General features: G+C 46.5%; 29 protein-coding genes and 2 riboswitches. Of the genes, 12 read left to right on the forward strand and 17 right to left on the reverse strand.

What is annotated here, in order from left to right:
• The 7 genes from spoIIIAC to ACXAGL_RS00140 all read right to left on the reverse strand — a co-directional run bounded on the left by spoIIIAC (position 1) and on the right by ACXAGL_RS00140 (position 4514).
• On the reverse strand, positions 1-207 hold the full coding sequence (gene spoIIIAC / locus ACXAGL_RS00110) for a stage III sporulation protein AC (protein WP_008637060.1): 207 nt from the start codon (positions 205-207) through the stop codon (positions 1-3).
• A 17-nt stretch (positions 208-224) separates the two neighbouring features.
• Positions 225-734, reverse strand: a complete 510-nt coding sequence (spoIIIAB, locus tag ACXAGL_RS00115) for a stage III sporulation protein SpoIIIAB (RefSeq protein ID WP_474971238.1) — start codon at positions 732-734, stop codon at positions 225-227.
• Positions 679-1656, reverse strand: a complete 978-nt coding sequence (gene spoIIIAA / locus ACXAGL_RS00120; protein ID WP_474989349.1) for a stage III sporulation protein AA — start codon at positions 1654-1656, stop codon at positions 679-681. The genes spoIIIAB and spoIIIAA overlap by 56 nt, the downstream gene beginning before the upstream one ends.
• Before the next feature lie 196 nt (positions 1657-1852).
• Positions 1853-2410, reverse strand: coding sequence for an elongation factor P (gene efp, locus ACXAGL_RS00125; protein WP_160836097.1), 558 nt, complete (start codon positions 2408-2410; stop codon positions 1853-1855).
• A gap of 21 nt (positions 2411-2431) precedes the next feature.
• A complete protein-coding gene (locus ACXAGL_RS00130; RefSeq protein WP_474989351.1) occupies positions 2432-3496 on the reverse strand; it encodes a M24 family metallopeptidase in 1065 nt (354 codons plus the stop codon).
• Position 3497: 1 nt separating this feature from the next.
• A complete protein-coding gene (gene aroQ, locus ACXAGL_RS00135) occupies positions 3498-3953 on the reverse strand; it encodes a type II 3-dehydroquinate dehydratase (RefSeq protein WP_474968969.1) in 456 nt (151 codons plus the stop codon).
• Positions 3954-3998: 45 nt separating this feature from the next.
• A complete protein-coding gene (locus ACXAGL_RS00140) occupies positions 3999-4514 on the reverse strand; it encodes a YqhR family membrane protein (protein ID WP_051254697.1) in 516 nt (171 codons plus the stop codon).
• Between the two features lie 337 nt (positions 4515-4851).
• Between ACXAGL_RS00140 and ACXAGL_RS00145 the strand changes: the two genes are divergently transcribed.
• On the forward strand, positions 4852-5256 hold the full coding sequence (locus ACXAGL_RS00145; RefSeq protein WP_474968970.1) for an SA1362 family protein: 405 nt from the start codon (positions 4852-4854) through the stop codon (positions 5254-5256).
• A gap of 11 nt (positions 5257-5267) precedes the next feature.
• On the opposite strand, the gene ACXAGL_RS00150 is transcribed toward ACXAGL_RS00145, so the two are convergent.
• The 3 genes from ACXAGL_RS00150 to ACXAGL_RS00160 form a co-directional block, all read right to left on the reverse strand.
• Complete coding sequence (locus tag ACXAGL_RS00150) at positions 5268-6158, reverse strand: patatin-like phospholipase family protein (protein ID WP_474968971.1); 891 nt, start codon at positions 6156-6158, stop codon at positions 5268-5270.
• Positions 6159-6299: 141 nt separating this feature from the next.
• Positions 6300-6731 (reverse strand): transcriptional regulator MntR, encoded by a 432-nt coding sequence (gene mntR, locus ACXAGL_RS00155; protein ID WP_027955423.1) that lies wholly within the window; start codon positions 6729-6731, stop codon positions 6300-6302.
• A gap of 159 nt (positions 6732-6890) precedes the next feature.
• Positions 6891-9461 carry a vitamin B12-dependent ribonucleotide reductase gene (locus ACXAGL_RS00160; RefSeq protein ID WP_474968972.1) on the reverse strand — a complete coding sequence of 857 codons (2571 nt, stop codon included), beginning with the start codon at positions 9459-9461 and terminating at the stop codon, positions 6891-6893.
• A gap of 372 nt (positions 9462-9833) precedes the next feature.
• On the opposite strand from ACXAGL_RS00160, the gene ACXAGL_RS00165 reads away from it, so the two are divergent.
• Positions 9834-10214, forward strand: coding sequence for a rhodanese-like domain-containing protein (locus ACXAGL_RS00165; RefSeq protein ID WP_027955421.1), 381 nt, complete (start codon positions 9834-9836; stop codon positions 10212-10214).
• Positions 10215-10270: 56 nt separating this feature from the next.
• Here the strand turns inward: ACXAGL_RS00165 and gcvPB are convergent, their stop codons facing one another.
• From gcvPB to gcvT, 3 genes are read right to left on the reverse strand one after another with little or no spacing between them, the layout of a single operon-like run.
• Positions 10271-11731, reverse strand: coding sequence for an aminomethyl-transferring glycine dehydrogenase subunit GcvPB (gene gcvPB, locus ACXAGL_RS00170; RefSeq protein ID WP_474968973.1), 1461 nt, complete (start codon positions 11729-11731; stop codon positions 10271-10273).
• Complete coding sequence (gcvPA, locus tag ACXAGL_RS00175) at positions 11724-13073, reverse strand: aminomethyl-transferring glycine dehydrogenase subunit GcvPA (protein ID WP_474989353.1); 1350 nt, start codon at positions 13071-13073, stop codon at positions 11724-11726. Before gcvPA ends, gcvPB begins: the two co-directional genes overlap by 8 nt.
• A 21-nt stretch (positions 13074-13094) precedes the next feature.
• Positions 13095-14195 carry a glycine cleavage system aminomethyltransferase GcvT gene (gene gcvT, locus ACXAGL_RS00180; RefSeq protein ID WP_474970416.1) on the reverse strand — a complete coding sequence of 367 codons (1101 nt, stop codon included), beginning with the start codon at positions 14193-14195 and terminating at the stop codon, positions 13095-13097.
• A gap of 64 nt (positions 14196-14259) precedes the next feature.
• Positions 14260-14347, reverse strand: a riboswitch (glycine riboswitch).
• A 3-nt stretch (positions 14348-14350) separates the two neighbouring features.
• Positions 14351-14438: riboswitch (glycine riboswitch) on the reverse strand.
• Positions 14439-14598: 160 nt separating this feature from the next.
• On the opposite strand from gcvT, the gene ACXAGL_RS00185 reads away from it, so the two are divergent.
• Both ACXAGL_RS00185 and ACXAGL_RS00190 read left to right on the forward strand, forming a co-directional pair.
• Positions 14599-16242, forward strand: a complete 1644-nt coding sequence (locus ACXAGL_RS00185) for a DEAD/DEAH box helicase (protein WP_474968975.1) — start codon at positions 14599-14601, stop codon at positions 16240-16242.
• Positions 16239-17054: a YqhG family protein gene (locus ACXAGL_RS00190; RefSeq protein ID WP_474989355.1), complete on the forward strand. Its 816-nt coding sequence runs from the start codon at positions 16239-16241 to the stop codon at positions 17052-17054. The genes ACXAGL_RS00185 and ACXAGL_RS00190 overlap by 4 nt, the downstream gene beginning before the upstream one ends.
• 15 nt (positions 17055-17069) lie before the next feature.
• Here the strand turns inward: ACXAGL_RS00190 and ACXAGL_RS00195 are convergent, their stop codons facing one another.
• A complete protein-coding gene (locus ACXAGL_RS00195; RefSeq protein WP_474968977.1) occupies positions 17070-17255 on the reverse strand; it encodes a YqzE family protein in 186 nt (61 codons plus the stop codon).
• Positions 17256-17305: 50 nt separating this feature from the next.
• Positions 17306-17788 (reverse strand): shikimate kinase, encoded by a 483-nt coding sequence (locus ACXAGL_RS00200; RefSeq protein ID WP_474989357.1) that lies wholly within the window; start codon positions 17786-17788, stop codon positions 17306-17308.
• Positions 17789-17878: 90 nt separating this feature from the next.
• Here ACXAGL_RS00200 and comGA point away from each other — a divergent pair, with 90 nt between their 5' ends.
• Genes comGA through ACXAGL_RS00235 form a run of 7 tightly spaced genes read left to right on the forward strand, consistent with a single transcriptional unit; the run spans position 17879 to position 21698 of the window.
• Positions 17879-18874 carry a competence type IV pilus ATPase ComGA gene (comGA, locus tag ACXAGL_RS00205; protein ID WP_474989359.1) on the forward strand — a complete coding sequence of 332 codons (996 nt, stop codon included), beginning with the start codon at positions 17879-17881 and terminating at the stop codon, positions 18872-18874.
• Positions 18834-19886 carry a type II secretion system F family protein gene (locus ACXAGL_RS00210; protein ID WP_474989361.1) on the forward strand — a complete coding sequence of 351 codons (1053 nt, stop codon included), beginning with the start codon at positions 18834-18836 and terminating at the stop codon, positions 19884-19886. The genes comGA and ACXAGL_RS00210 overlap by 41 nt, the downstream gene beginning before the upstream one ends.
• Before the next feature lie 17 nt (positions 19887-19903).
• Positions 19904-20206, forward strand: a complete 303-nt coding sequence (gene comGC, locus ACXAGL_RS00215) for a competence type IV pilus major pilin ComGC (protein WP_474968981.1) — start codon at positions 19904-19906, stop codon at positions 20204-20206.
• Positions 20207-20252: 46 nt separating this feature from the next.
• Positions 20253-20630 carry a competence type IV pilus minor pilin ComGD gene (locus tag ACXAGL_RS00220; protein ID WP_474968982.1) on the forward strand — a complete coding sequence of 126 codons (378 nt, stop codon included), beginning with the start codon at positions 20253-20255 and terminating at the stop codon, positions 20628-20630.
• Positions 20617-20949, forward strand: a complete 333-nt coding sequence (locus tag ACXAGL_RS00225) for a prepilin-type N-terminal cleavage/methylation domain-containing protein (protein ID WP_474989363.1) — start codon at positions 20617-20619, stop codon at positions 20947-20949. The genes ACXAGL_RS00220 and ACXAGL_RS00225 overlap by 14 nt, the downstream gene beginning before the upstream one ends.
• The gene (locus ACXAGL_RS00230) at positions 20903-21352 is read left to right on the forward strand and encodes a competence type IV pilus minor pilin ComGF (protein WP_474989365.1); all 450 of its coding nucleotides are present in this window, start codon (positions 20903-20905) and stop codon (positions 21350-21352) included. The genes ACXAGL_RS00225 and ACXAGL_RS00230 overlap by 47 nt, the downstream gene beginning before the upstream one ends.
• 7 nt (positions 21353-21359) lie before the next feature.
• Positions 21360-21698, forward strand: coding sequence for a hypothetical protein (locus ACXAGL_RS00235; protein ID WP_474989367.1), 339 nt, complete (start codon positions 21360-21362; stop codon positions 21696-21698).
• A 36-nt stretch (positions 21699-21734) separates the two neighbouring features.
• Here the strand turns inward: ACXAGL_RS00235 and ACXAGL_RS00240 are convergent, their stop codons facing one another.
• Complete coding sequence (locus ACXAGL_RS00240; protein WP_474968986.1) at positions 21735-22118, reverse strand: Spx/MgsR family RNA polymerase-binding regulatory protein; 384 nt, start codon at positions 22116-22118, stop codon at positions 21735-21737.
• Positions 22119-22457: 339 nt separating this feature from the next.
• On the opposite strand from ACXAGL_RS00240, the gene ACXAGL_RS00245 reads away from it, so the two are divergent.
• Complete coding sequence (locus ACXAGL_RS00245) at positions 22458-22703, forward strand: DUF2626 domain-containing protein (protein WP_027955405.1); 246 nt, start codon at positions 22458-22460, stop codon at positions 22701-22703.
• Between the two features lie 41 nt (positions 22704-22744).
• On the opposite strand, the gene ACXAGL_RS00250 is transcribed toward ACXAGL_RS00245, so the two are convergent.
• A complete protein-coding gene (locus tag ACXAGL_RS00250; RefSeq protein ID WP_474989369.1) occupies positions 22745-23368 on the reverse strand; it encodes an MBL fold metallo-hydrolase in 624 nt (207 codons plus the stop codon).
• Positions 23369-23498 lie beyond the last annotated feature (130 nt).

A 23498-nucleotide genomic window follows, 5' to 3' on the forward strand; every position in this document is an offset into this window, starting at 1 on the left:
CTATCCTTGGTAGAGAAAGACGGATTTGATCTGTTGGAACAAGTCAGCCAGACGGTGCAGGACGATAAACAGTACAATGATAAATCCCGTCAATGTGACAGCCTGGGCGATCTCTTCCTTTCCCATTTGTTTTAGAATACTGTGAATCATGGCGACGATAATTCCTACTCCCGCTATTTGAAAAAGGATTGTGGCATCTTGGAGCACAATGGTCCTTCCCCCTTCTATATAATTAAGATGATGACGAGAAGACCGCTTAAAACCCCCATCCCTCTGGCCATCTTCTGGTACTGATCGCCTACTTCCAATGCTTCCTGAAGCACTCTGTCTAAATGGTGGATGGTCAATTGGATCTGTTTCTGCTGCTGTTCCAGATCATGTTGTCCGAGGGTCCGGCCGAACTGAAGCAGAATTTCCATTTCTGTTTTGCCCATGGCATTCCAGGGCCAATGTTTTTTCAAAAGGGTTTCCCAGAGAACGGAAAAATCCCGGCAGCTGTCCTGCTCCTTTTGAAGCTGCTCAAAAAATCCGGCTATCGGCATAGGCAGATGTCTCGATAAGGTTTCACATACCTCCCAGAGAGAAGACTGACCATAAACCATCTCCGCTTCAATCAGTTGAAGAGCATTTTTCCACTGTCTGATATGGCCGGGCCTTTTTTTGAACCGGGATGCAATTTCAAACCCGCCCAGTGTTGTAACGGTTAAAATGATGACGGCGCCGATCCACTCCATCCATCCGACCTCCTTCCCCTTCACCAAGAACTTGTCCAAGGTGGTTATACACCTTCCATGTAAGGACCGATCCTGCACGCAGACGTTCCAGTGTAATATAACGTTCGAATACCTGGTCGTGCATCAGTTGGGAAACCGACGGTCGCCGGCTTACGGACTCCACCCCGTTACCATGCAGACTGCATATGACCTTCACACCGGTATAAACCGCTTCCTGAACAGCACGGGCATCCCTTTCCCCGCCGATTTCATCGACGATTAAAACATCCGGGGACATGGAACGGATCATCATCATCATCCCGTCCGCTTTTGGACAGGCATCCATCACATCTGTACGGGTGCCGACGTCCAGCTGCGGAACCCCCCGTAAACTGGCTGCTATTTCCGACCGCTCGTCCACAATGGCGACTTTAGACGGTGAATAGGGACCGGCTGCTGCCCCAATAACACAGGCCAGTTCACGGAGCAGTGTCGTTTTTCCGGAATGAGGGGGGCCTATGATCAGAACACTTCTCCATCCCATGTCGTCATAAAGATAAGGAAGCAGAGAGGATACCTGCCCCCTCGTGGATCGAGCGACGCGGATGTTCATAAAAGAGATATGCTTCAACGTCTCTACTTTATCTTCCTGTGTGTTTGCTTTGCCCGCCATCCCTACGCGGTGGCCGCCTTCAATAGTAATAAAACCCTCTTTCAGTTCATCCTTGAATCGATAGAGAGAAAACTGGCTGATTTGATTCAAGACGTAGGAGAGATGATCCGCGGTCATCGAGAGAGACTCTAAAACGGAATAGCCTGAACTGCTGATCATCTCTATGGGACGTTCCACCCTTAAACGGATCTCCTGGACTCTCCTCCAATCCACCTGCTCTAGTAAAACCTTCTGAAATGAAGGCGGAAACAGACGTAAAATCTCTTTCATCCTTCTCCTACTCCTTTATTTGGTTTACTTCATATGTATGTCCCACGTTTATACTTATGACAGGTCAAATCATATAAAAGTAGAAGAAATCAGCACGTACTAGAGTTCTGCTAGAGCAGGCCTCTAGTGCAATTTGGGAGGGCGGACATAAAAAAAGCGTGCTCCCGGATGGGAACACGCTTGATGATCGATTTCATTACGCACGGGAGACATATTTGCCGTCTGTTGTGCTGATGAGCAGTACTTCTCCTTCATTAATGAAGAAAGGTACCTGAACCGTTAATCCTGTTTCAAGCGTCGCAGGCTTCGTACCTCCGCTCGCCGTATCACCTTTGATTCCCGGTTCTGTTTCTGTCACTTTCAATTCCACGTTTTTCGGAAGCTCGACACCAATGGTCTCACCTTGATACGACTGAATCTGAACTTCCATGTTTTCTTTCAAATAATTCAGCTGTTCCTGAATAGTCGCAGAAGGAATTTCCACCTGCTCATACGTTTCCATATCCATGAATGCATGCATGTCACCATTAGCGTAAAGGTACTGCATTTTACGGTTTTCGATATGAGCACGTTCTACTTTCTCTCCACCGCGGAACGTTTTTTCCTGGATGTTTCCATTACGAAGGTTACGAAGCTTTGAACGAACAAATGCGGCTCCCTTTCCCGGCTTTACGTGTTGGAAATCCATAACCTGCCAGATTCCACCATCTACTTCAATTGTTAAACCTGTACGAAAATCGTTTACTGAAATCATACGTTGTTCCTCCTTCTTTCCTTACAAAGTAATTAGCTCTTTCGTTGATTGGCTCAGACGCTCGTTGCCGGTTTTCGTTACGATCGTGTCGTCTTCAATACGGCAGCCGCCGACATCCGGTACATAAATCCCCGGTTCCACAGTAACGACCATGCCTTCTTCTAGGATCGTCTGTTCAGAACGGAAGGAAAGTCCCGGACCTTCATGAACATCAAGACCGATGCCGTGGCCTGTGGAGTGTCCAAAATAGTCCCCATATCCTTTTTCTTTAATATAGTCACGGGTGAGAGCATCCGCTTCCTTACCGGTAATACCTGCTTTAATACCTTTCATACCTCTTAACTGCGCCTGTAAAACCGTATCATAGATATCTTTCAGCTGATCACTGATTTCCCCAACAGCGACGGTTCTCGTAATATCAGAACAATACCCCTTATAGAGAGCACCGAAATCCATCGTGACAAGCTCACCGGACTGAATTTCCTTTTCCGAGGCTGTGCCGTGCGGAAGGGCAGACCGATAACCGGACGCTACAATAATATCAAAGCTGGAGGAAACCGCTCCCTGCTTCCTCATGAAAAACTCCAGTTCATTGGAGATATCGATTTCCTTAACACCTGGTTTTATGTAGCTTAGAATGTGGTCAAAAGCGTCATCAGCAATCTTAACAGCATCCTTTAATATACTAATCTCCTCATCGGTCTTAATCAAGCGTAATTTTTCAACGAGCCCAGAGGTTGGGACAAGTTCAGCATCCATCACCTGTTTGTACTGCTCGTAGGACGAATATGTAACGTGATCTTTTTCAAAGCCGACCCGTTTCAAACCAAGTTCCCTGGCTTTGGCAGCTGCCTCTTCGTGCAGGGGACGTTTATGCTCGATAATGTCGAACCCTTCCGTCTGATCGGCGGCCTGCTTGGTATATCGGAAGTCTGTAATCAGAAAAGCATCACGGCCTGTAATGAGCAGAACTCCTGAAGAACCTGTAAAACCGGAAAGATACCGTCTGTTTTTCGAACTCGTGATCAATAGTCCATCCAGTTCTTTTGTCGCAGCTGCTGTACGCAGTCCTGTCAATTTCATCATATTAGTGATCTCCTCTCTCATTCAGCTTATGAACCAACCCTTCTACCGCCAGTCGATATCCATCGATTCCGAATCCTACGATCTGTCCTGCCGTGACAGGAGCAAGCATCGACGTATGCCGGAAAGCTTCTCTCGCGTGGATGTTGGAAATGTGGATTTCAATGACTGGTAAGGAAACGGAACTCACTGCATCCCGCAGAGCTACACTCGTATGAGTATAGGCAGCAGGGTTCATGACGATCCCGTCCGCAGATGCTTCAGCCTGGTGGATCCAGTCCACGAGATCCCCCTCATGATTGGATTGGTAAGCCTCCACCTCGAAGCCGGCTTTCTGCGCGGTCTCAGTAACGAGCCGGACCACATCCTCAAGTGTACCGGTGCCATATGTTCCGGGCTCGCGGACACCCAGACGGTTCAGGTTCGGCCCATTCAGTAAATAAATCTTCTTTTTCTCCATTCCATATCCCCACCGTTCCCCAAAGGATCATACAGTTAAATCTTATCATACTCCCTCCTTATTTGAATAAGAATCTGCCGTTTGATTAAATTCATGATACTCATAAGATATGGAATACCCTACAAACACACCGTATAAGATAAATAAACAGGCCGTTGTCACCCACGTATCACTGCTCAGTTCCATGAAACCAGGAATTGCTGGAAACACAGGGGTTAACACAAAATAGACCACACCCCACAGAAGCAGTCCAAAAATGGCGCCCGGCCAAATGCCTTTTCTTGATCTTAAAGTAAAGTAATAAACGAAAGCCGTTCCGATTGAGAGAAGCGCAACTATCAGCACCGAAAGAACTTCTGCGAGCCATGTTCCAGTCCAATCCGTCTGCCAGAAGGACCGGAATATAAAGGATGCTGCGGACACTTCCGTAAAATGAAAATAATAGGCGCCGGCACCCAGAGCACTCCATAAAAGCCCCCCGGCAAAACCTGTTGCTGCCGCTTTTGAGGCAACACTCTGCCGGGGCTCCTGCTTCCGTTGATCTTTTGTTTGTTCTGCCATCTCCATCACCTCTTTCCTCATTTTAACCAACCCGCATTTTTTCATGCCCGCTTTCATAATAGACCTAGTGATTCTTCTCCATTTGTTGTAAAATAAAGGTCCAGACATACTTACCATGTTTCTAGTTTAGAGGTGACAGTCTAAAGGAAAGAAAAGAATAACCCCGAATCTTTCACCTGAACTTTGAGTATAAATACTGCATAAATTCATCTACTACGGAAACAATTGAAAATAGCACATACCCGCCACAGGAAATGTTGAAAAGTGTACAATCCAGGGTATATATAACTAAAAGATGTCGTACAGGTGACCTAATACTAGAAGGGAGGACATTGACATGCGTAACTGGATGACACCAGTCATGTACATTTTAATCGGGCTTGCCATTTTCTTTGTAGGCGTTCAGCTGTTTACCAATACATCAGGTTTCTTAACAAACATAGTGGTTATGATCGGGATGGCGGCTATCCTCTATGGAGCCATCTACTTCTTCTTCCTCCGCGGACGCGGATTTGGCGGGGGTTCCGGCAACCGCACAGAAATGAAAAAATACAAACAGGCCGTTAAACAATCCAAACAGAAATACAAACAGCCTGCACCGGTCGTCAAGAAAAGTCCGGCTGCGAAAACAGCGGTTAAATCCGCTCCGTTCACACGCAAAAAAAGCCGAAGAACAAACGGGCCGCAGCTCCGGGTCATTGAGGGAAATAAAAACAAAGACAAAAATCGAGCCTCTTTTTAAAAGGCTCGATTTTATTTTGTCCATCTTTTTAAAAATTCCAATGCATGCTGGCGTCCGTAATTCATCAAATGTTCTTTTTCCTCATTCGTCATATGAAAATCAGTGGTTTCTATGCCGCTTACCGGTATGAAAAGAATATCCTTACTGATGGATTTTGAAATGTAGCGGGAGTCGTGAGCCCGCTGCATCGTTTTAAACAAGGCATGAAACATCTGGATGGCGTTTCTGATTTTCTGTTCAGGAAGCTTATCCGGCTCATCACTTAATTTTAAGCCGATTACCGGTCTCGTCCGGCATCCATCCTGCTTTTCCCATATCCACAATGGGAAATTACTAAGGACCCCTCCATCGACGATCACCGATTTCCCACGCTTTCCATGAATCTTCACAGGAATAAAGAAGTATGGAAGACTCGAGCTCATTCTTACAGCTTTTGCCACGGAAAATGTAGCGGGATCAATGCCATAAGTACTCTTCAAGTCATCGGGGAGGACGACGATTCTCCCTAAAGTAAGATCCGAACAGATGATCTTCAACGATCCGGGCCGGAGATCTGCGAACGTACGCACCCCTTTTTCCTCCAGCCACTGAGCCAGTACGGTTTCCATCTGCGCCCCGTTGTAAAGGCCGAGACGATAATAGAGGAACAGCCATTTCATAAAAGGGAAGACCCGGTCTGTCAGTGGAACATGGATCATCTCTCCAAAGGATATGGACATCAGACGGGATTTGATTTCCCCGGCTGTATACCCCGCTGCCGTTAATGCCGCCAGAATTGCTCCTGCAGAGGTACCGGCAACACGTCTGAACTCATAGCCCTGGCTCTGTAGTTCCTCGACGGCTCCTATAAAAGCGAGTGCCTTCACCCCGCCTCCGGAAAACACCCCATCTACTTTCACCACGCTTCACCCCGCTTTAATTCATTATAAACAGCGGGTCCACTAAATAGAACGCAGGTGGCAGAATTCCCCCTTCCTCATAACTTCCCGCCACGAGCCGGTTGGACATAAAAAAAAGACACGGACATCCGTGTCTCAGGCACTCTATTCGTTATTCTGGTCTTCGTTTTTCTTCTGCACTTCTCTCAAAGCTTCCACATACCCTTTATTCTCATCAAAGAACTGGACAAGGTCGCCGATACGGTCGATGGAATTCCAGCTCATATGGTGCTCAATACCTTCGACATCCTCATAGATGTTTTCCTTATCTACACCGATCAGTTCCAGGAACTGTTCCAGCAGCTCATGACGATACACCAGCCGCTTCCCGATTTTTTTCCCTTTCGGAGTCAAAATCAATCCCCTGTACTTTTCATAATTCAAATACTGGTCGCGATCGAGTTTCTGGACCATCTTCGTCACGGAAGACGGGTGAACATCCAGGTTCTCAGCAATATCCGAGACGCGGGCATAACCCTTTTCTTCAATGAGTATATAAATTTGCTCAATATAATCTTCCATGCTTGGTGTTGGCATGATGAACCTCCAATACCCTGTCTTTATGTAGATATAACGCTTGTGATCTGCTGATGACTACATAGAAAAATGATACACTAGTTTCTTATGTGATACAAGCAGCCGCTGTTTAACATAAAAAAACAGTCCTTCAGATTTGAAGGACTGTTTTTCTAGTTATTACAAACCGCACTTCAACTGAGCATTACAGTTGGTACATGTGTTACAGCCGCCGATGTCTTCCACGGTTCCTTGACGGCAGACCGGGCATGTGTCGCCGACTTCCGATCCAATCGTCACGTTCGTCTTATCCAGCTCATGAACGGTATCGACCAGGACAACACGTGGACGCTTGTCATCTTCAAACAGTTCCGTCTGCTCTCCATCAAAAGCGTTCTCCTCAGCTTTCAAAGTAAGCACCTGGCTGTCACGGCTCCCATCCACGTACACGGTACCACCTTTCGCACCGCCCCGGTACAGGCGCTGATAGACGCTTTCCACTTGTTCGACCGTATATCCTTTGGGTGCATTGACCGTCTTGGAAATACTGCTGTCGACCCAGCGCTGAATGACGCACTGTGTATCCGCATGAGCTTCCGGAGACATCGTCATCGCCGTCACAAACCATTCAGGAAGCTGCTCCGGATCCTGCTCTGGATGTGCATCCAGATACTCCTGAAGGATATCCGCCTTCACTTCAATAAACTTGCCTAAACGACCACTGCGGTAGTAGGAGAAGGAGAAGTATGGCTCAAGACCTGTACTTACTCCTACCATTGTTCCTGTACTTCCGGTTGGAGCTACAGTAAGCAGGTGGGAGTTACGGATTCCATAAGTCAGAACATCCTGCCGAATGTCTTCCGGCATCTGCTTCATATACCCTGTCTGAATGAAGTTCTCACGAAGTTGTTGTGTTTCTTCATCCGTGGCTCCGACAAGGAACGGGAAGCTGCCTTTCTCCTTCGCGAGTTCAATGGATGCGCGGTAGGCTGTGACAGCGATCGTTTCGAAAATTTCATCCACCAGTTTGTTGCCTTCTTCTGAACCATAGGTTGTTTCACAATAGATCAGGAGATCATGGAGACCCATGACACCAAGGCCTACACGACGCTCACCAAGGGCCTGTACTTTATTTTCCTCCAGGAAGTAAGGAGTAGCATCAATCACGTTATCCTGCATACGGACACCACGTGTAACAGTTTGTGTAAGTTTTTCAAAATCGACCGTTTTATTTTCCTTATCCGCTACAGACGCCAGGTTTACGGCCGCCAGGTTACAGACGGAATATGGCGCAAGTGGCTGTTCCCCGCATGGATTGGTCGCAACGACCTTCTGTCCATAAGCTGTCGCATTTGTCTTTTCGTTGGCATTATCAATAAAGAAGATTCCCGGTTCTGCTGAATACGTCGCGCAGACATTAATCAGATTCCACAGCTCTTTCGCTTTAATGGATTTGTAGGCCCGCACACCGAAGCCGCGTTTTTCCCACTCGCGTACATCGCCGCTCTCATGCCATTCTTCATTATAGGCGTTCATTTCCTCTCCCGTGTAATTCTCTACATCAGGGAAACGAAGCTGGTATTCGTCATCATTTTCCACAGCTTCCATGAACTCATTCGTGATACAGACGGAAATATTGGCTCCTGTCAGGAATTCTGAATTATGAACGGAATACGTCCCGCCGAGGGCCAGTTTTTCCTGTGCTTCCTGCACGCTTTGATCTGTAAAACCACCCTGACCCTGAATGTGCTTGTAATTGACGACACTTTGATAAAGGTCTTTTTCCACTTCGGTCAACGGCGTGAATTTCAGCTTGTCCTTCGCCAGTTGTTTAATGTTTTCATCTTCCGTATTTTCAATAAGAAAACGGAGGATACGCGGGTTCTGCATCTTGGAAATAATGAATTCAAGAATGTCTGGATGCCAGTCTGCCAGCATGATCATCTGGGCACCACGTCTGGATCCCCCCTGCTCCACCAGGTGGGTCAGCTTAGCAATATCATCCAGCCATGAAACGGAACCGGATGATTTCCCATTCACCCCGCGGGCGAGCGTGTTCCTCGGGCGCAGGGTCGATCCGTTCGTCCCGACACCACCGCCACGGGACATGATTTCCATGACTTGTTTACGGTGATCCGAAATGCCTTCCCGTGAATCCTGGATATAAGGCATCACGTAGCAGTTGAAGTAGGTCACATCCGTATTGGAACCTGCTCCGTACAGCACACGGCCGGCAGGTATGAAATTCAGGCTGGATAACTCCTCGTAAAATTCCTCAAAGCTCTGCGCCTGTCTTTCCGGATCTGTTTCCACCTCTGAGAGTCCTGTCGCATTTCGTAAAGCAATTTGTTCATAATAAACTTCCAGCGGTTTATCGATGGTATCAAGATTTCTTTTAATGACGCCGGTCTCTCTTTCTTCCTCACGGTCGAGAACGTTCACGAACTCGTCTTCCACTTTTACAAACGCTTCGTGGGTCTGCCAGTCAACGGACTGAATGAAACCGAATCCGCGAGCCGGAAACTTCGGATCGTCTTTTACTGTAAGTACGACAAAATCCCCTTCGGACAACGTCAGCTTTTCTGTATCTTTAAACGCATAACGGTCGAGCATGACAAGCCTGGATACCCCTTTGTGGGTAATGGACATGTTGTCCGTTACCGGGTGGACCTGTGGGAACTGTTTGATATCGGCATTCAGCCGGTCTATGTTGATTTTTGTATGCACATCTTTAGAAGTTGTCGTCTGCATGTTCGCATCTCTCCCTTATCTTGAAAAAGCCAATTCCATAATTGATATATGTAACATACCACATATACAGATTTTTAATCAATATATTGTGTTTGTTTATTATTCGATCACCATATATTGTGTTATTGAACGAATGTGTTGAATTTTGTCAATCAGAAAATCGTAAGATACAGTTAGAAAAAAGCAGGGAATAAGAGGAAAGCACCTCTCATGTCTTTTTTTTTCGATTTTTCCTGTCTTGCATCTGTTAAATCGATATAATCCCCTCCAAAACGGCATTTTTTTTCAGGCAGGAAGAAAAATTTTTTTGAAATACCCGCCCTTCCCTTCTATAATAGATAAAAGAATAGAGAAAACAGGGGGGAAATGAAAATGGAATTATGGATCTTACTCGGAGCACTTGTTCTACTTATTGCTTTCGGTTTGTATAGATTCTTCAAAACAAGAAAAATCTTGAACACGATATCTGAAGAAGAATTCCGTCAAGGTTACCGCAAAGCTCAGCTGATTGACGTCCGTGAACCGAAGGAATTTGACGGGGGTCACATCCTCGGAGCGAGAAATATTCCGCTCTCACAGCTGAACAACAGACTCGTGGAAATCCGCAAGGACAAACCCGTCTACTTGTACTGCCAGAGCGGCGCACGGTCTGCACGTGCGGCAATGACCCTTCATAAGAAGGGGTACAACGACCTGAACATGCTTGAAGGTGGCTTCAAGAAATGGACCGGCAAAATTAAGACGAAGAAATAACGAAAAATATCACAACACAGGAAAACCGGCTCCCCACGAAGGGGGCCGGTTTTTCTCTACTCCATCGGGTGGCGGAGAACAGGCTTCCTTGCTGCCTGGGTTTCATCCATCCGGCTGACAATCGTCGTATGAGGAGCTTCCTGAACCGTCTCCGGCTCATCTTCTGCTTCCTTGGCTATTTGAAGCATACGATCGATAAAGTCATCAAGAGTTTCCTTGGATTCCGTTTCCGTCGGCTCAATCATCAACGCTTCCTCCACATTGATCGGGAAATAGATCGTCGGCGGATGATAGCCGAAGTCAAGCAGGCGTTTAGCCATATCCAGTGTTCGTACGCCGAGTTTTTTCTGACGGCGGCCCGACAGAATGAATTCATGTTTACAGTGCCTGTCAAAAGGAAGATCGAATGCTTCCTGCAGTCTGCGCATCATATAGTTGGCATTCAAAACGGCGTATTCACTTACTTTTTTCAATCCCTCCGGTCCCATTGTGCGGATGTACGTATAGGCCCGCACATTGATTCCGAAATTCCCATAATAGGGCTTCACCCGGCCGATGGAACGTGGACGATCATCATCGAATCTGTACCAGCCGTCTTTTTTCGTAAGGATCGGCTTGGGAAGAAACGGCTCAAGCTCTGCCGTTACACCTACAGGACCTGATCCCGGACCACCGCCACCGTGAGGGCCTGTGAAAGTCTTATGCAGGTTCAAGTGGACAACATCAAAGCCCATGTCTCCCGGCCTTGCATACCCTAATACAGCATTCAGATTGGCGCCGTCGTAATACAGTCTGCCACCCGCTTCATGAACGATGGCCGCCATTTCCTCAATATCCTCTTCAAACAGACCGAGCGTGTTCGGGTTTGTCAGCATCAGTGCAGCTGTCTGATCGTCTACGACACGCTTCAGGTCTTCAAGGTCCACTAATCCCCGCTCGTCTGATTTTACCGTCACGGCTTCGAACCCAGCTACCGTAGCAGAGGCAGGGTTCGTACCGTGGGCCGAATCAGGCACAATGACTTTTGTCCGCTGATGATCACCATTCGCCTCATGGAAGGCACGAATCATCATAAGTCCTGTCCATTCGCCATGAGCACCTGCCGCAGGCTGAAGCGTGACGGTATCCATACCTGTAATTTCCGCGAGCGTTTCCTGAAGATCATACATGAGGTGGAGCGCCCCCTGAACCGTTTCCTCCGGCTGGTACGGATGGATATGGCTGAAGCCGGCCAGTCTGGCTACATCTTCATTCATTTTCGGATTGTATTTCATCGTACACGATCCAAGAGGATAAAACCCGGAGTCCACCCCGTGGTTACGTTTGGACAGACCTGTGTAATGCCGCATAATCTGCAGCTCGCTGACTTCCGGCAGATGAGGTGCGTCCTGTCTCACATACTTATCTTCAAACATCTCATCAATATCGGTATCCGGCACATCCAGTTCAGGAAGACTGAACCCAGTGCGGCTCTCCTGACTCAATTCAAAAATCAATGGAAAGTCTTGGTTAGCCATTCAAATCCCCCATTTCCCCTGCGAAGGTGTCGATTTCTTCTTTTGTACGGATTTCTGTAACCGCAATCAGCATACAGCCTGCCAGACGTTCATCTGTACGTCCAAGGTCATACCCACCAATAAATCCTTTCTCCAGAAGCTGCTGATTGATCTCTTTCACAGGCTTCTTCATGCGGATGACCAGTTCATTGAAAAAGGCTCCCTTATACAAAACTTCGATGCCCCGGGATTGAAGCTGTTGTTTCATGTATAACGTCTTCTTAATGTTCATCGCCGCCATCTTTTTCAATCCCTGCTTCCCTATGGACGACAAAGCGACCGAAGCAGCCAGTGCATTCAATGCCTGGTTGGAACATATGTTGGAAGTCGCCTTATCCCGGCGGATATGCTGTTCACGCGCTTGAAGGGTAAGGACGAAACCTCTGCGTCCACCCTCATCCACCGTCTGGCCCACTAGACGGCCGGGCACTTTTCTCATCAGTTTTTTCGTTGTTGCAAAATAACCGCAGTGCGGACCGCCATACTGGGCAGGGATTCCGAACACTTGAGCATCGCCGACGACAATATCAGAGCCAAACGCACCAGGCGGAGTTAAATACCCGAGCGCAAGCGGATTGCTTGAAGTAATCATCATCGCCTTTTTCTGCTTGTCTACGAGGTGGCGGATGGAATCAAGCGGCTCCGCCTGACCGAAGAAATTAGGATATTGAACGACCACTCCAGCTGTATCTTCATCGAGGTGATGTTCCAGCTGTTCAAGGTCTGTCAAACCTTCCTTGTGGTCGATTTCGATGATTTCAACCCCCGGTCCCTTGGCGTAGGAATGAATCACAGCGAGAGATTCTGGATGGACTGCTTTGGATACAAGCACTTTTTTCTTTTTCGTCTGTCCAGCAGCAAGGTTAACGGCTTCGGCCAATGCTGTCCCGCCATCATACATAGAAGAGTTGGCGACATCCATGCCTGTCAATTCACAAATCATCGTTTGAAATTCAAAGATCGCCTGCAGCTCCCCCTGGGATATTTCCGGCTGATAAGGGGTGTAAGCCGTATAAAATTCAGACCTTGATATGACGTGGTCAACAATGGAAGGAATGTAATGATCATAAACCCCTGCTCCAAGAAATGACGTATGGGATTTGAGGTTGACGTTCCGATCGGCTGTATCCGCCAGTTCTTTCATCAACTGGTATTCATTTTTCGGCGGCTTAATATTTAAATCACCTTGAAACCTTACGCGTTCAGGAATATCAGCGAACAATTCTTCAGATGACTGGACACCGATGGTCTCAAGCATTTCTTTTTTATCTTTTTCCGTCATAGGCAAATATCGAAATTCCATTGTTCCATCCCCCTCAGGTATTTATCTTTTGTAGAAAGGTGTCGGGACGACCCTGGCCTTCAGGCGTCTCTTCCGAACCTGAACCGTTACTTCTGTCCCTTCCTCTGTATACGCACGGTTAAGTAGAGCGAGTCCGACATTTTTACCCAATGTCGGCGACTGGGTCCCTGTTGTTACAAAACCAATCTTCTCATCGCTGTCATAGACCTCATAATGAGTACGCGGAATACCTTTATCGAGCATTTCAATACCGACCAGCTTCCGCTCGGGCCCCTCTTTTTTCTGTTTAACGAGAGTTTCCTTCCCAATGAAATCCTCTTCCTTTTTTATTTTGACGGCAAAATTCAGACCGGCTTCAATCGGCGTAATATCACTGCTCAACTCCTGTCCGTAAAGAGCGAGGTTCGCTTCAAACCTGAGCGTATCTCTTGCACCGAGACCGATCGGACGCAGCCCTTCCGGCTCACCTGCTTTTAATAGAACCTGCCAGAGATCCGGCCCTGAAGCTGAAGGAAGGTAGATTTCAAATCCATCTTCCCCTGTGTAACCTGTGCGGGAAACAATGGCGCTGTCCTGCACTCCATCAAGGGAAACGCCCTGTTCAAATCGGAAAAACTTAATGGCGGACACATCGGTATCCGTGAGCTTTTGAAGAATCTTTTCTGCTTTTGGCCCTTGAACAGCCAGTTGAACATACGTATCAGAAACATCCCTCACAGACACATCGCCCTCGGCGTGACGTTGAAGCCATTCCAAATCCTTTTCCCTGTTCGCCGCATTGACGACTAACAGATACGTGTTTTCAGAAAGGTGGTAAACGATCAAATCATCAACCGTCCCTCCATTTTCATAGCACATAATCGTGTACTGTGCTTTTCCAGGGACGAGCTTTGAAGCATCGTTCGTCAGCATTTTCTGTAGAAAAGCCAGGCTGTCGGATCCTTCGATCATGATTTCCCCCATGTGAGACACATCAAAAAGACCAGCCGCATTTCTTGTCGCTGCATGCTCCTCTTTAATGCCGGAAAAATGCACCGGCAGATCCCAGCCTCCAAAATCAATGGTTTTCGCTCCAAGCTTTTCATACTCGGGATATAAAGGTGTTCGTTTCAATTCTGTCAATTCAACCACTCCTTTACGTCGTTCCGCCCATAAAAAAAGAGACTCCTCCGCTATAAGCGGGAGTCTCTGTCCGTGAACCAGAAAGTTTCACACCTGTGGAGGGTGTTTGCTTCTTGGGTGGTCCGCCCGTAGAAGGCAGACGCTCTCCAGAGCTGCGTCCTGCAGAGGTCTTTTTGCCTGAGAGATTCACAATTCTGCTTGCTCCTTCGGCGCCCTTACAAGGGTCTCTCCCTCTGCAGTCATTCGCGTTTGTATTTTCCTAGATTTTACCGGGCATACTATCGTGTAATGTATGGATGACACTTCATTTCCCGTTCATTATATCATGCGTGTCCGGCAAAGAACACGAAAATTCTACAACAATTCACAATCTTAAAATATCGGAATCCGGAGGGTTGTTTCCATGTTTACCATTCATCCAGATCAAACGTTCATCCACTCTCTGTCCAGCCATCTTGACCAATCGGAACATCTGGCCTCCTGGGAAGGATTTAAACTGGCCTACCAGGCTGCCCAATTCAAAACCGTGCCGGAATTCGGAGGTCTGCTGGCACTTGATCACCTTCCTCATGTAGACTTTATGGATCATCAGATAGAAGCCGCGGAAACCGTCGTTCATCACATGAACGGCCGTGCGATTCTGGCTGATGAGGTCGGACTCGGAAAGACATTGGAAGCCGGGCTGATTTTAAAAGAATACATGATTCGAGGCCGAGCTGAAAAAGTGCTCATTCTTACTCCTGCATCCCTCGTTAATCAGTGGATTCAGGAATTGAATGAAAAATTCTACATCCAGGCTGCATCCCCGAGAAAAAAGCAGGCGTCCTGGAAAGAGTGGGATGTTGCGGTTACATCCATTGATATGGCTAAAAGGGACCATCACAGAGAAGAGATTCTTTCCCAGGAATACGATTTTATCATCATTGATGAAGCCCATAAGCTGAAGAACCATCAAACGAAGAATTATCAGTTTGTCCAGTCTTTAAAAAAGACCTACTGCCTTCTTCTCACAGCCACCCCCATCCAGAATAAGCTGAGTGATTTATTTAACCTTGTATCCATCCTGAAGCCCGGATATTTAGGAAACCTGACGGACTTTAAAAAGAAATATCAAAAGCATGCCCGGGAAGAAGAGCATATCCAGCATATTCACTCCCTTGTCGGTCAGCTGATGATCCGCAACCGCAGAAAAGATACAGGGCTTGATTCCTCTAAACGCAGGGTGAGGAATGAAAGACTGACATTTACAAATGAAGAAGCCGAACTATATCAATCCCTTGAACAGTTAAAAGCTGATCATCCTTCGTTCACATGGCTGACCCTGGCCAAAGAACTGTGTTCTTCAAGGGAAGCCTGTTACATGTCTCTAACCCAATTGAAGAAGAAAGCCCCACCTGAAAGACAAGCGGTTTATGATGATTTCATCGAGGCGCTCGGCCGGCTTCCCCACCATATTAAAGCTGAACGTATGGTGGATCTGATAAAGGAAAAAGATGAGAAATTCATCGTTTTCACCGAATACAGAGCCACCCAGTTTTACCTGCAGTGGTATTTACAGCAGCATGGAATCACATCTGTTCCATTCAGCGGGAAATTTAATAAGAGCAAGCGTGACTGGATGAAACAGCTTTTTCAAAACAAAGCACAGGTGATGGTCGCTACAGAAGCAGGCGGAGAGGGCATCAACCTCCAGTTCTGCCACCATATGATCAACTATGATCTCCCCTGGAATCCGATGCGTCTTGAACAGCGCATTGGAAGAATTCATCGTTTCGGACAAAAATATGATGTGAATATTTATAATTTTGCTGTAGAAAACACGATTGAGGACCACATTATGAAGATGTTGTATGAAAAAATTGAGGTCTTTAAGAATGCGGTCGGGGATCTGGATCACATTCTCGAGCAGATTCCCGGCGGGACGTTTGAGCAGCAGATACAGTCGATTGTCAAACAGTCCGAAAGTCAGGGGGAAATGGACATTAAGTTAAAAAATCTTGTCAGTTACGTTGAACATACGGTTAATGAAAGGAGAGAATCGAGTTGAGTGTTCCCCACCCCTACGCTGCATTTGTTGAACATTTTTTCGCTGCCTATAATTGTCCGGTTCTTGAAAAAGGCCCCACTCATTTCACCGTCCAGTTGACGAGTGAAATGGATGAAGAAATCATGAACCGCCCCTTTTACTGGCACTATATGAAAAAGATGAACCGCGAAGGCGAACCGATGCGCCTCACGTTCACCCAGACCGATGGCAGTCAGAAACAAGGCATCTACCTTCATGCCGGAACACCTAAACTGCATGCCCTCTATCAAACAGCCATCAATAAAGGAAAGACTGCCCGGCTGTATGAGCGCATCCCGCCGGAGAATGCAGGCCATACAGCTGTAAGTCCGTGGCTTGTCGTCAACTTCCTGCTGCATTACCGCGGGAAACAGGCACGGGATGAACCACTTTCCATCGGATTGAATCTCATTCATGGAACGATGATGTTAAAGATGATGGAAAAACTGGAAACGGTCCCGTTCGGAAACACTGTATCAGACTATACGTTCCCCATGACGCCTGTCATTTCTCTTTCCAACGCATACAGACGGATGGAAAAGCACGTGGAGACGTATATTTCATCACAAAATAATCAATGGGCGGTGGAATCACATCAGCATTTACAAAGAGAAACAGCGCTGCTTGAATCCTTTTATGCGTCGGAAGACATCGATCTCGAGTCGTTTACGAAAGAACGTGACCAGATGGATACCCGCTATAAGCCCTGCATTAAGCTTGAAGTGGTCAATGGTGGTTTGTTTTATATTTCTCAGGAAACAAGTGCTCCGTGGATCCATCAAAAAAGCCGCTGATGAACAGCGGCTTTTTTAATGATGGGAGATGTTCCGTTTCCTTTTGAACATGCGTATAGCAAGAGGAATTAATCCAAACCAGTAAACAGACGATTTCTTTGAAGGTTTTTCCCGCTTTCTCTGTTTCTTTTCTTCTTTGGACAGCTGCATGTATTTGACCATTTCCTCCGTCAAAAACTTCACATAGTCATTTTGGTTCATAAAATCCCCTCTTTTAAGCATCAATTACAAATAGTATGCCCGGGAATTCATCATTTTAGACGTGCGGCAATCTCCTCAGCAATGACTTCTGGAGCTTTATCGTCCACGACAACCACGTAATGAGCGGCTTCCTTATAAAGGGTAAGCCTGTCTTCAAAACGCTGCTTTTTCTCCGATTCATCCCCTGACCATAACGGCCGGGATGTATCATTTTTCAATCGATTCACAATGGTGTCCCATCCGGCATGAAGGTAGATCACGGTGCCCTCCCGCATCATCTCACGGTTCTCCTTGGACAATATGACACCGCCTCCGGTGGAAACAACGGCTTCATCCTCTAAGCCTCGCAGAAAATCCCGTTCTTTTTCCCTGAAATAGCCTTCGCCATGCTGAGCAAACATTTCCGGGATAGTCATTCCCTCCTGCTTTTCGATACTTTCATCCATTTCTATGCAGGAGCACTGTAGTTTCTCTGCAAGCCTTGAAGCGATGGTTGATTTTCCACTTCCCATAAAACCAATTAAATAAATCATTTTGTTCCCCTTTCCTATTTTCATGCAGGATATTTTCACTTTATGTCGAATACTTCTATTTAACCACGATATAAATGAGGTGATAACCCTTTGAAATCCATTGCGACTTATGCTTATGACCTGATCGTCTCCGCAGTTCAGCAGTCCGCCTCGGACATCCACTTTTCCCCCTACCGCGAATCATGCTCCATTTATTTCAGGATCCATGGCGAAAGAATTTTCCACTCCAGTCTTCCTATGCCTTTGTACCAAAAAACACTCTCCTACTTTAAGTTCACTTCCGGGATGGATATCGGTGAGCAGAAACGTCCGCAGAACGGGACCTTTCAACACCGCTCCGGCAGCAGCCTCTTTGACCTCCGTCTCTCTACGCTTCCTATCCAGGACTCCGAAAGCCTCGCTGTCCGAATCCTCAATCCTATGGATCATACCCCGCTGGAACAGTTATTTCTTTTCCCTCATCAAGGAAAACGATTGAAACGATGGCTTCATCACCGCAGCGGCATGATTTTATTCACAGGACCGACCGGCAGTGGAAAGACCACCACTTTATATGCCCTTCTTCAAGCCTTGATGACGCAGAGTTCGTATCAGGCCATCACACTCGAGGATCCTATTGAGAAAAATATTAACAACCTTATTCAGGTACAGGTGAATGAGCGTGCGGGCATCACCTATGATACCGGGTTGAAAGCAGCCCTCCGACATGATCCTGATCTTCTTATGGTTGGTGAAATACGCGATCAGGCAACCGCTCAATTCGCCTTCCGAGCGGCCTTAAGCGGGCATCTCGTCATTAGTACAATCCACGCTAAAAATGCCGAGGGAACCCTGCACAGGCTGAGGGAAATGAACATTCAACAAGTGGAAATGGAACAGACACTCCTGGCCATCGCCGCTCAGCAGCTGGTTTCCCTTACTGGAAAAGACCGCCTTCCTAAACGTGCGGCCATCCTTGAAACACTGGAGGGCAGTCAGCTGCTCCGGGCTCTGAACGGGAGTCCCTCCTCTATTTATACTTTCGAACAACTAAGGAGGAAAGCTTATGCGCTCGGCTTCATTTCTAGGGAAGAAATGGCCGATTAAACGAACACCGGGCCCTTCCATTCAACTGCAGATCGATTTTTTTCACAGGTTGAGTCATATCCTCGAAAAAGGATACCCCCTGCTCGAGTCCCTCTCTATGACAGGATGGGACGCGCGCCTCCAGCCAGTCAGTCATCAATTGATTGAAGTGCTGAAAGGAGGTGACACGTTAAGCCTTGCGCTGGAGAAAGCCCATTTTTCCAATACCGTCACCCAGTACCTCTCCTTCAGTCAGTACCAGGATGACCTGCCAAAAACGTTTAAACAGTGCCGTGAACTTCTGCTTATGAAGAAAGAATACAAGGAGAAATTTCTCGCGGCTGTCCGCTACCCCGTTTTCCTTCTTCTGTTCCTTTTCCTTACTTTTATCATTATGAAAAGGACGATCATCCCTAATTTCACTACCTTGTTTGCTGATCAGCAAAGTTCTTCTCTGACGCTTATGCACCTTATGAACCATGGCTTAAACACCGCTGCTATATTGTTTGCCGCTATCTTTATTCTAGGAGCAGGGCTCGCTGTTTTCATTCCAATGCTGCCGTTTGAGAAAAAAATGCAGGTAATCGAAAGATTTGCTCCACTGCGTATGTATCATTCCTACAGGCTTTCTTTTCTCTTTTCCTCCCATCTGGCCTCCCTTTTCCAAGCCGGACTCCCTCTGAAGGATGCCCTCATGCTCGTCAAGGAGCACAAGCAGCATGACATCCTGTCCTACTATTGTACGAATATTCTCGAAAACCTGTCTGAAGGGAGCACCATATCCGCTTCCCTTCACCAATGCCGTTTGTTACGAAAAGAACTGACGGATGTGTTCCATCATACCAATGATATGCAAGCTCTCATGCACGAACTGGATCTGTTCTCGGAGTTTCTCATGACCCTCATGCAGGAAAAAATCCAGAAATCCATCCAATGGATCCAGCCTGTCTTTTTTGTCGGCATTGCTTTTGTCATTGTAATGGTCTACGCCGCTATTATGCTGCCCCTCTACCAATGGATGAATCAATTATAAATAAAGGAGATCGACCTATGTGGAAAAATGAAAAAGGGTTTACGCTGATAGAAATGCTGATCGTTCTGCTCGTGATTTCTGTTCTGCTGATCATCACCATCCCCAACTTGTCGCAGAACACAGAAAATATCAGAACTAAAGGGTGTGACGCCTTAAAAGTGACGGTGGAAGCTCAGATGGAAGCTTATCAAGTCGAAAACAATGCTGTTCCGACCATCGAAGAGTTGAAAACAGCTGAATACATCAAGACAACCGAATGTCCAGATGGTACAGCCCTGACCATTACAAACGGTGAGGTAGTGGACGCTGCGGGGGAATAAAGGATTTACCCTGACAGAAACGCTTCTCGTCCTGCTCACATGGTCTGTGCTGATTCTCTGCCTGACTCCGATCCACCACTCCACTTATGAGCAAGTGAAGACTACGCAGGTCCTGGAACAATTCAAGGAAGATGTATACCTCATTCAACACTTATCCATGAACGATCATGGGTACCATTCACTCCGTTTTAATACAAGCCGGGGATACTATTACATTTACGACTCCCTTCACAGGGAAACCATCACAAAAACTACACTGCCTGAAGGGTGGACGATTGAAATGCTGACACTTCCCTATAACGTTTACTTCAACCAGCAGGGGACCATCCGGAAAGCCGGGACGATGAGGATTTCATCACTTGATGCTACGTATAAAATCACGTTCCCTTTTGGGACGAGCAGGATGAGAATTGAGGAACTCTAACGGGTTCACTCTTCTGGAAACCGTTACAGCGTTCAGTGTCCTGCTGGTGCTGCTTCTCACCCTCTTCCCGGCTCTTATCTCACTCGAAAACGGCCGGGCTGCTCTTTCATGGGAACGGGAAGCTGTTTCCCTTTTATACAATGAATATCACCTTCACCTCCAAGAGAACCGGCCCTATCCTTATACAAAAGTGTATCAAATTCAAATTCCAGTCACACTGATATTCACAGAGGAAGGCGGTGGCACGGGCTGTGCCTATTGGAAGGATATCAATGATCGCGAAAATGAATTCTGCCTGTATGATGTTCCGCCGGAATAAGGGCTATACCTTCACGGAAGTTGTTCTAAGTCTGACACTCCTGACAATCGTAACAGCCTTCATCAGTCCCGTCTTTCTTCTCATTAAAGGTATGAGCAGCTATACAGAGAAATTTGCTGCGGAACAATTCACCCATGTTCTTTATGAGGAGGTAAGTCAGTCCAAGACGTATACCTTCACCCGGGACGTCCTTGTCGTTACAGACAAGGATGACCGGACTATCGAAATCTCCCAAAATGGCTCCACGATTAAACGTACGGTAAATGGAAAGGGATACGAAATCCTTCTGGAAAACGTTAAAAACCTGTCGTATACCGAAAAGGACTTTACAGTATCTGTAGAGGTGGGTTTAACAAATGAGGAAACCTTTGAAGAGGTGGTTCACCTGCCTCACAAAAAGTGAATCCGGTATGATTTTCCCCTGGGTCCTGATGGTTACCCTTGTCTTTGTCCTTCTTGTATCATACACAGCTGCTTCCTTTGAAAACCACTACAGGCTTACACAAAGCCACCAATATGGCATTACAAAAAAGCATCTGCTGGAGAGAGCACGGCACTACATCAACACTGAGCTGGCACAGGTACCGGATAGCGAGGCGGTTTTTCCCTATTCCTACCGCACCGCGAACGGAACAGCCGCTGCGGAATGCAGGAAAGAAACCGAAGCCTTATGGAAGTGCAGCTGGGAATTATCCGTGAACCAATCGGGAAGTAAATATGTTGTCACTTACCAATATCCAGACAAATAAAAATGCACCTCCATTCAGGTGCACCATTAAGTAAGTTCATGAAATTTTTTCTGTGTATTCCACGCGTTTATCTGTAATTCCACGCAGTCCCTCAGGATCATAGCCAATGACAAGCTTTTCGCCATTTGTCAAAATCGGACGGCGCAGCAATTTCGGTTTTTCAATCACAAGGTTCAAAAATTCATTGAGGGAAAGGTCGTCTACATCAATATCCAAAGCTTTGAATTCCTTGCTTCTTTTAGCTAGTATTTCATCAATTCCATTTGTTGTAAGGGCGAGAATCTGTCTCAGTTCATCGGCTGTAGGAGTTTCACGGAACAAGTGCTGTTCGTTAAAAACGACCCCCTGACTGTTTAACCATGACTTCGTGCGTCGGCAGGACGTGCAACTCGGGTAGGTATAAAATTTCAACTCTTCCATGCTCAGCTCTCCTCGCTGTGTATTATTTATTGTTGTACAGTGATTGTATAACCTTTGTACAATATTTTAAACACATTTCTTCACTTGACATAAAATGTTCACAATTATAAGGCATTTTTCTGCATAATTACGCAGCACTCATCGAAAAATACAAGCAAGATCCATGAAAAGATCAGATGAGGTAAAGAGTTCACACTGAATCAGGACGATTACGAGTAAGTGTAAATGGATATACACATACTACACAAAGGAACATGTATCCGTTTTATTTACAATTATTTCAGGGTCGTATATAATATGGGTGATGGTTTAACGACAGAAAAGGAGGGGGAAAAAAGCATGGATCGTATGTTTCGAGTTCTGGCCTTTTGGACAGGTATTTTCGCTGTCATGTTTTATACCGGTGATATGGTGGAAGCATCTCTACTTTCACTAGTTCAAACGGCTTTTTTCCTTACTATTGGGTATCTTAAGCTGTCAGAGCGTATGTATGTGTACATATTTTTCTCATACCTGACAGTCTTTATGATTGGTTTTACTTACTACTGTTCGTTTATTCTGGTACCGGGGTTTGGTGGACACTAGAAAAAAAGCTGTTATCCAGTTCCATGGATAACAGCTTTTTTTTAGTTAAGGAAAGGATTTTCCTCTATCTCTTCGCCCACTGTAGTCGGTTGGCCATGTCCGGGGAAAATCCGCATATCCGCCCGCAGCGAAAACAACTGCGTCCGGATGCTGTCCTCCAGCACCTCCCGGCTTCCACCAGGAAGGTCCGTTCTCCCAATGCCGCGCTGGAAGAGTGTATCACCCGCGATGGTAAACCTTTGATTCCTAAACACAAAGGACACGCTGCCCGGTGAATGACCGGGAGTAAAACGCACTTCAAACGGAAAGCCTTCCAGTTCCATTGGCCCTTCCTTAAGGAACTCATCCGCGGGAGCCGCTGTTATCCGGCCAAGCCCAAACAGCTGGGAACCATTTTTCTCAGGATCTCCAAGCCACCCGGCTTCGTTTTCGTGTATGTACACAGGAGCATCATAGGCCTTCCTCACCTCATCGACGGCACCGATATGGTCGAAATGGGCATGTGTCAGAAGGACTGCTTTCACGTCCAGTTCTCTTTCCTGGAGATAACTTTCCAGCTTTTTGTAATCACCGCCGGGGTCGATAACCAGCGCTTTTTTATTCTCATGAATAATGTAAGCGTTTGTGGATACCGGTCCTAAGGGAAGACGGGAAATTTTCATCATAGGATCCACCTCTTTTTGATTTTCAGAAAATACGGAGAGATAACTCGACATTTTCCTTATAATACTATAAAATATGAGTATCAACGTTCGTTACATATAGTATAACATCCATGGTTTTGGGATGATAATA

Source organism: Halobacillus sp. ABA4_118 (genome assembly GCF_056160205.1).

What these genes read in the sequence shown, in the direction of transcription:
- spoIIIAB (WP_474971238.1), bottom strand. Translation starts at nt 734, where the DNA reads ATGGAGTGGATCGGCGCCGTCATCATTTTAACCGTTACAACACTGGGC.
- spoIIIAA (WP_474989349.1), bottom strand. Translation starts at nt 1,656, where the DNA reads ATGAAAGAGATTTTACGTCTGTTTCCGCCTTCATTTCAGAAGGTTTTA.
- efp (WP_160836097.1), bottom strand. Translation starts at nt 2,410, where the DNA reads ATGATTTCAGTAAACGATTTTCGTACAGGTTTAACAATTGAAGTAGAT.
- ACXAGL_RS00130 (WP_474989351.1), bottom strand. Translation starts at nt 3,496, where the DNA reads ATGATGAAATTGACAGGACTGCGTACAGCAGCTGCGACAAAAGAACTG.
- aroQ (WP_474968969.1), bottom strand. Translation starts at nt 3,953, where the DNA reads ATGGAGAAAAAGAAGATTTATTTACTGAATGGGCCGAACCTGAACCGT.
- ACXAGL_RS00140 (WP_051254697.1), bottom strand. Translation starts at nt 4,514, where the DNA reads ATGGCAGAACAAACAAAAGATCAACGGAAGCAGGAGCCCCGGCAGAGT.
- ACXAGL_RS00145 (WP_474968970.1), top strand. Translation starts at nt 4,852, where the DNA reads ATGCGTAACTGGATGACACCAGTCATGTACATTTTAATCGGGCTTGCC.
- mntR (WP_027955423.1), bottom strand. Translation starts at nt 6,731, where the DNA reads ATGCCAACACCAAGCATGGAAGATTATATTGAGCAAATTTATATACTC.
- ACXAGL_RS00160 (WP_474968972.1), bottom strand. Translation starts at nt 9,461, where the DNA reads ATGCAGACGACAACTTCTAAAGATGTGCATACAAAAATCAACATAGAC.
- ACXAGL_RS00165 (WP_027955421.1), top strand. Translation starts at nt 9,834, where the DNA reads ATGGAATTATGGATCTTACTCGGAGCACTTGTTCTACTTATTGCTTTC.
- gcvPB (WP_474968973.1), bottom strand. Translation starts at nt 11,731, where the DNA reads ATGGCTAACCAAGACTTTCCATTGATTTTTGAATTGAGTCAGGAGAGC.
- gcvPA (WP_474989353.1), bottom strand. Translation starts at nt 13,073, where the DNA reads ATGGAATTTCGATATTTGCCTATGACGGAAAAAGATAAAAAAGAAATG.
- ACXAGL_RS00185 (WP_474968975.1), top strand. Translation starts at nt 14,599, where the DNA reads ATGTTTACCATTCATCCAGATCAAACGTTCATCCACTCTCTGTCCAGC.
- ACXAGL_RS00195 (WP_474968977.1), bottom strand. Translation starts at nt 17,255, where the DNA reads ATGAACCAAAATGACTATGTGAAGTTTTTGACGGAGGAAATGGTCAAA.
- ACXAGL_RS00200 (WP_474989357.1), bottom strand. Translation starts at nt 17,788, where the DNA reads ATGATTTATTTAATTGGTTTTATGGGAAGTGGAAAATCAACCATCGCT.
- ACXAGL_RS00210 (WP_474989361.1), top strand. Translation starts at nt 18,834, where the DNA reads ATGCGCTCGGCTTCATTTCTAGGGAAGAAATGGCCGATTAAACGAACA.
- comGC (WP_474968981.1), top strand. Translation starts at nt 19,904, where the DNA reads ATGTGGAAAAATGAAAAAGGGTTTACGCTGATAGAAATGCTGATCGTT.
- ACXAGL_RS00230 (WP_474989365.1), top strand. Translation starts at nt 20,903, where the DNA reads ATGATCGCGAAAATGAATTCTGCCTGTATGATGTTCCGCCGGAATAAG.
- ACXAGL_RS00235 (WP_474989367.1), top strand. Translation starts at nt 21,360, where the DNA reads ATGATTTTCCCCTGGGTCCTGATGGTTACCCTTGTCTTTGTCCTTCTT.
- ACXAGL_RS00240 (WP_474968986.1), bottom strand. Translation starts at nt 22,118, where the DNA reads ATGGAAGAGTTGAAATTTTATACCTACCCGAGTTGCACGTCCTGCCGA.
- ACXAGL_RS00245 (WP_027955405.1), top strand. Translation starts at nt 22,458, where the DNA reads ATGGATCGTATGTTTCGAGTTCTGGCCTTTTGGACAGGTATTTTCGCT.
- ACXAGL_RS00250 (WP_474989369.1), bottom strand. Translation starts at nt 23,368, where the DNA reads ATGATGAAAATTTCCCGTCTTCCCTTAGGACCGGTATCCACAAACGCT.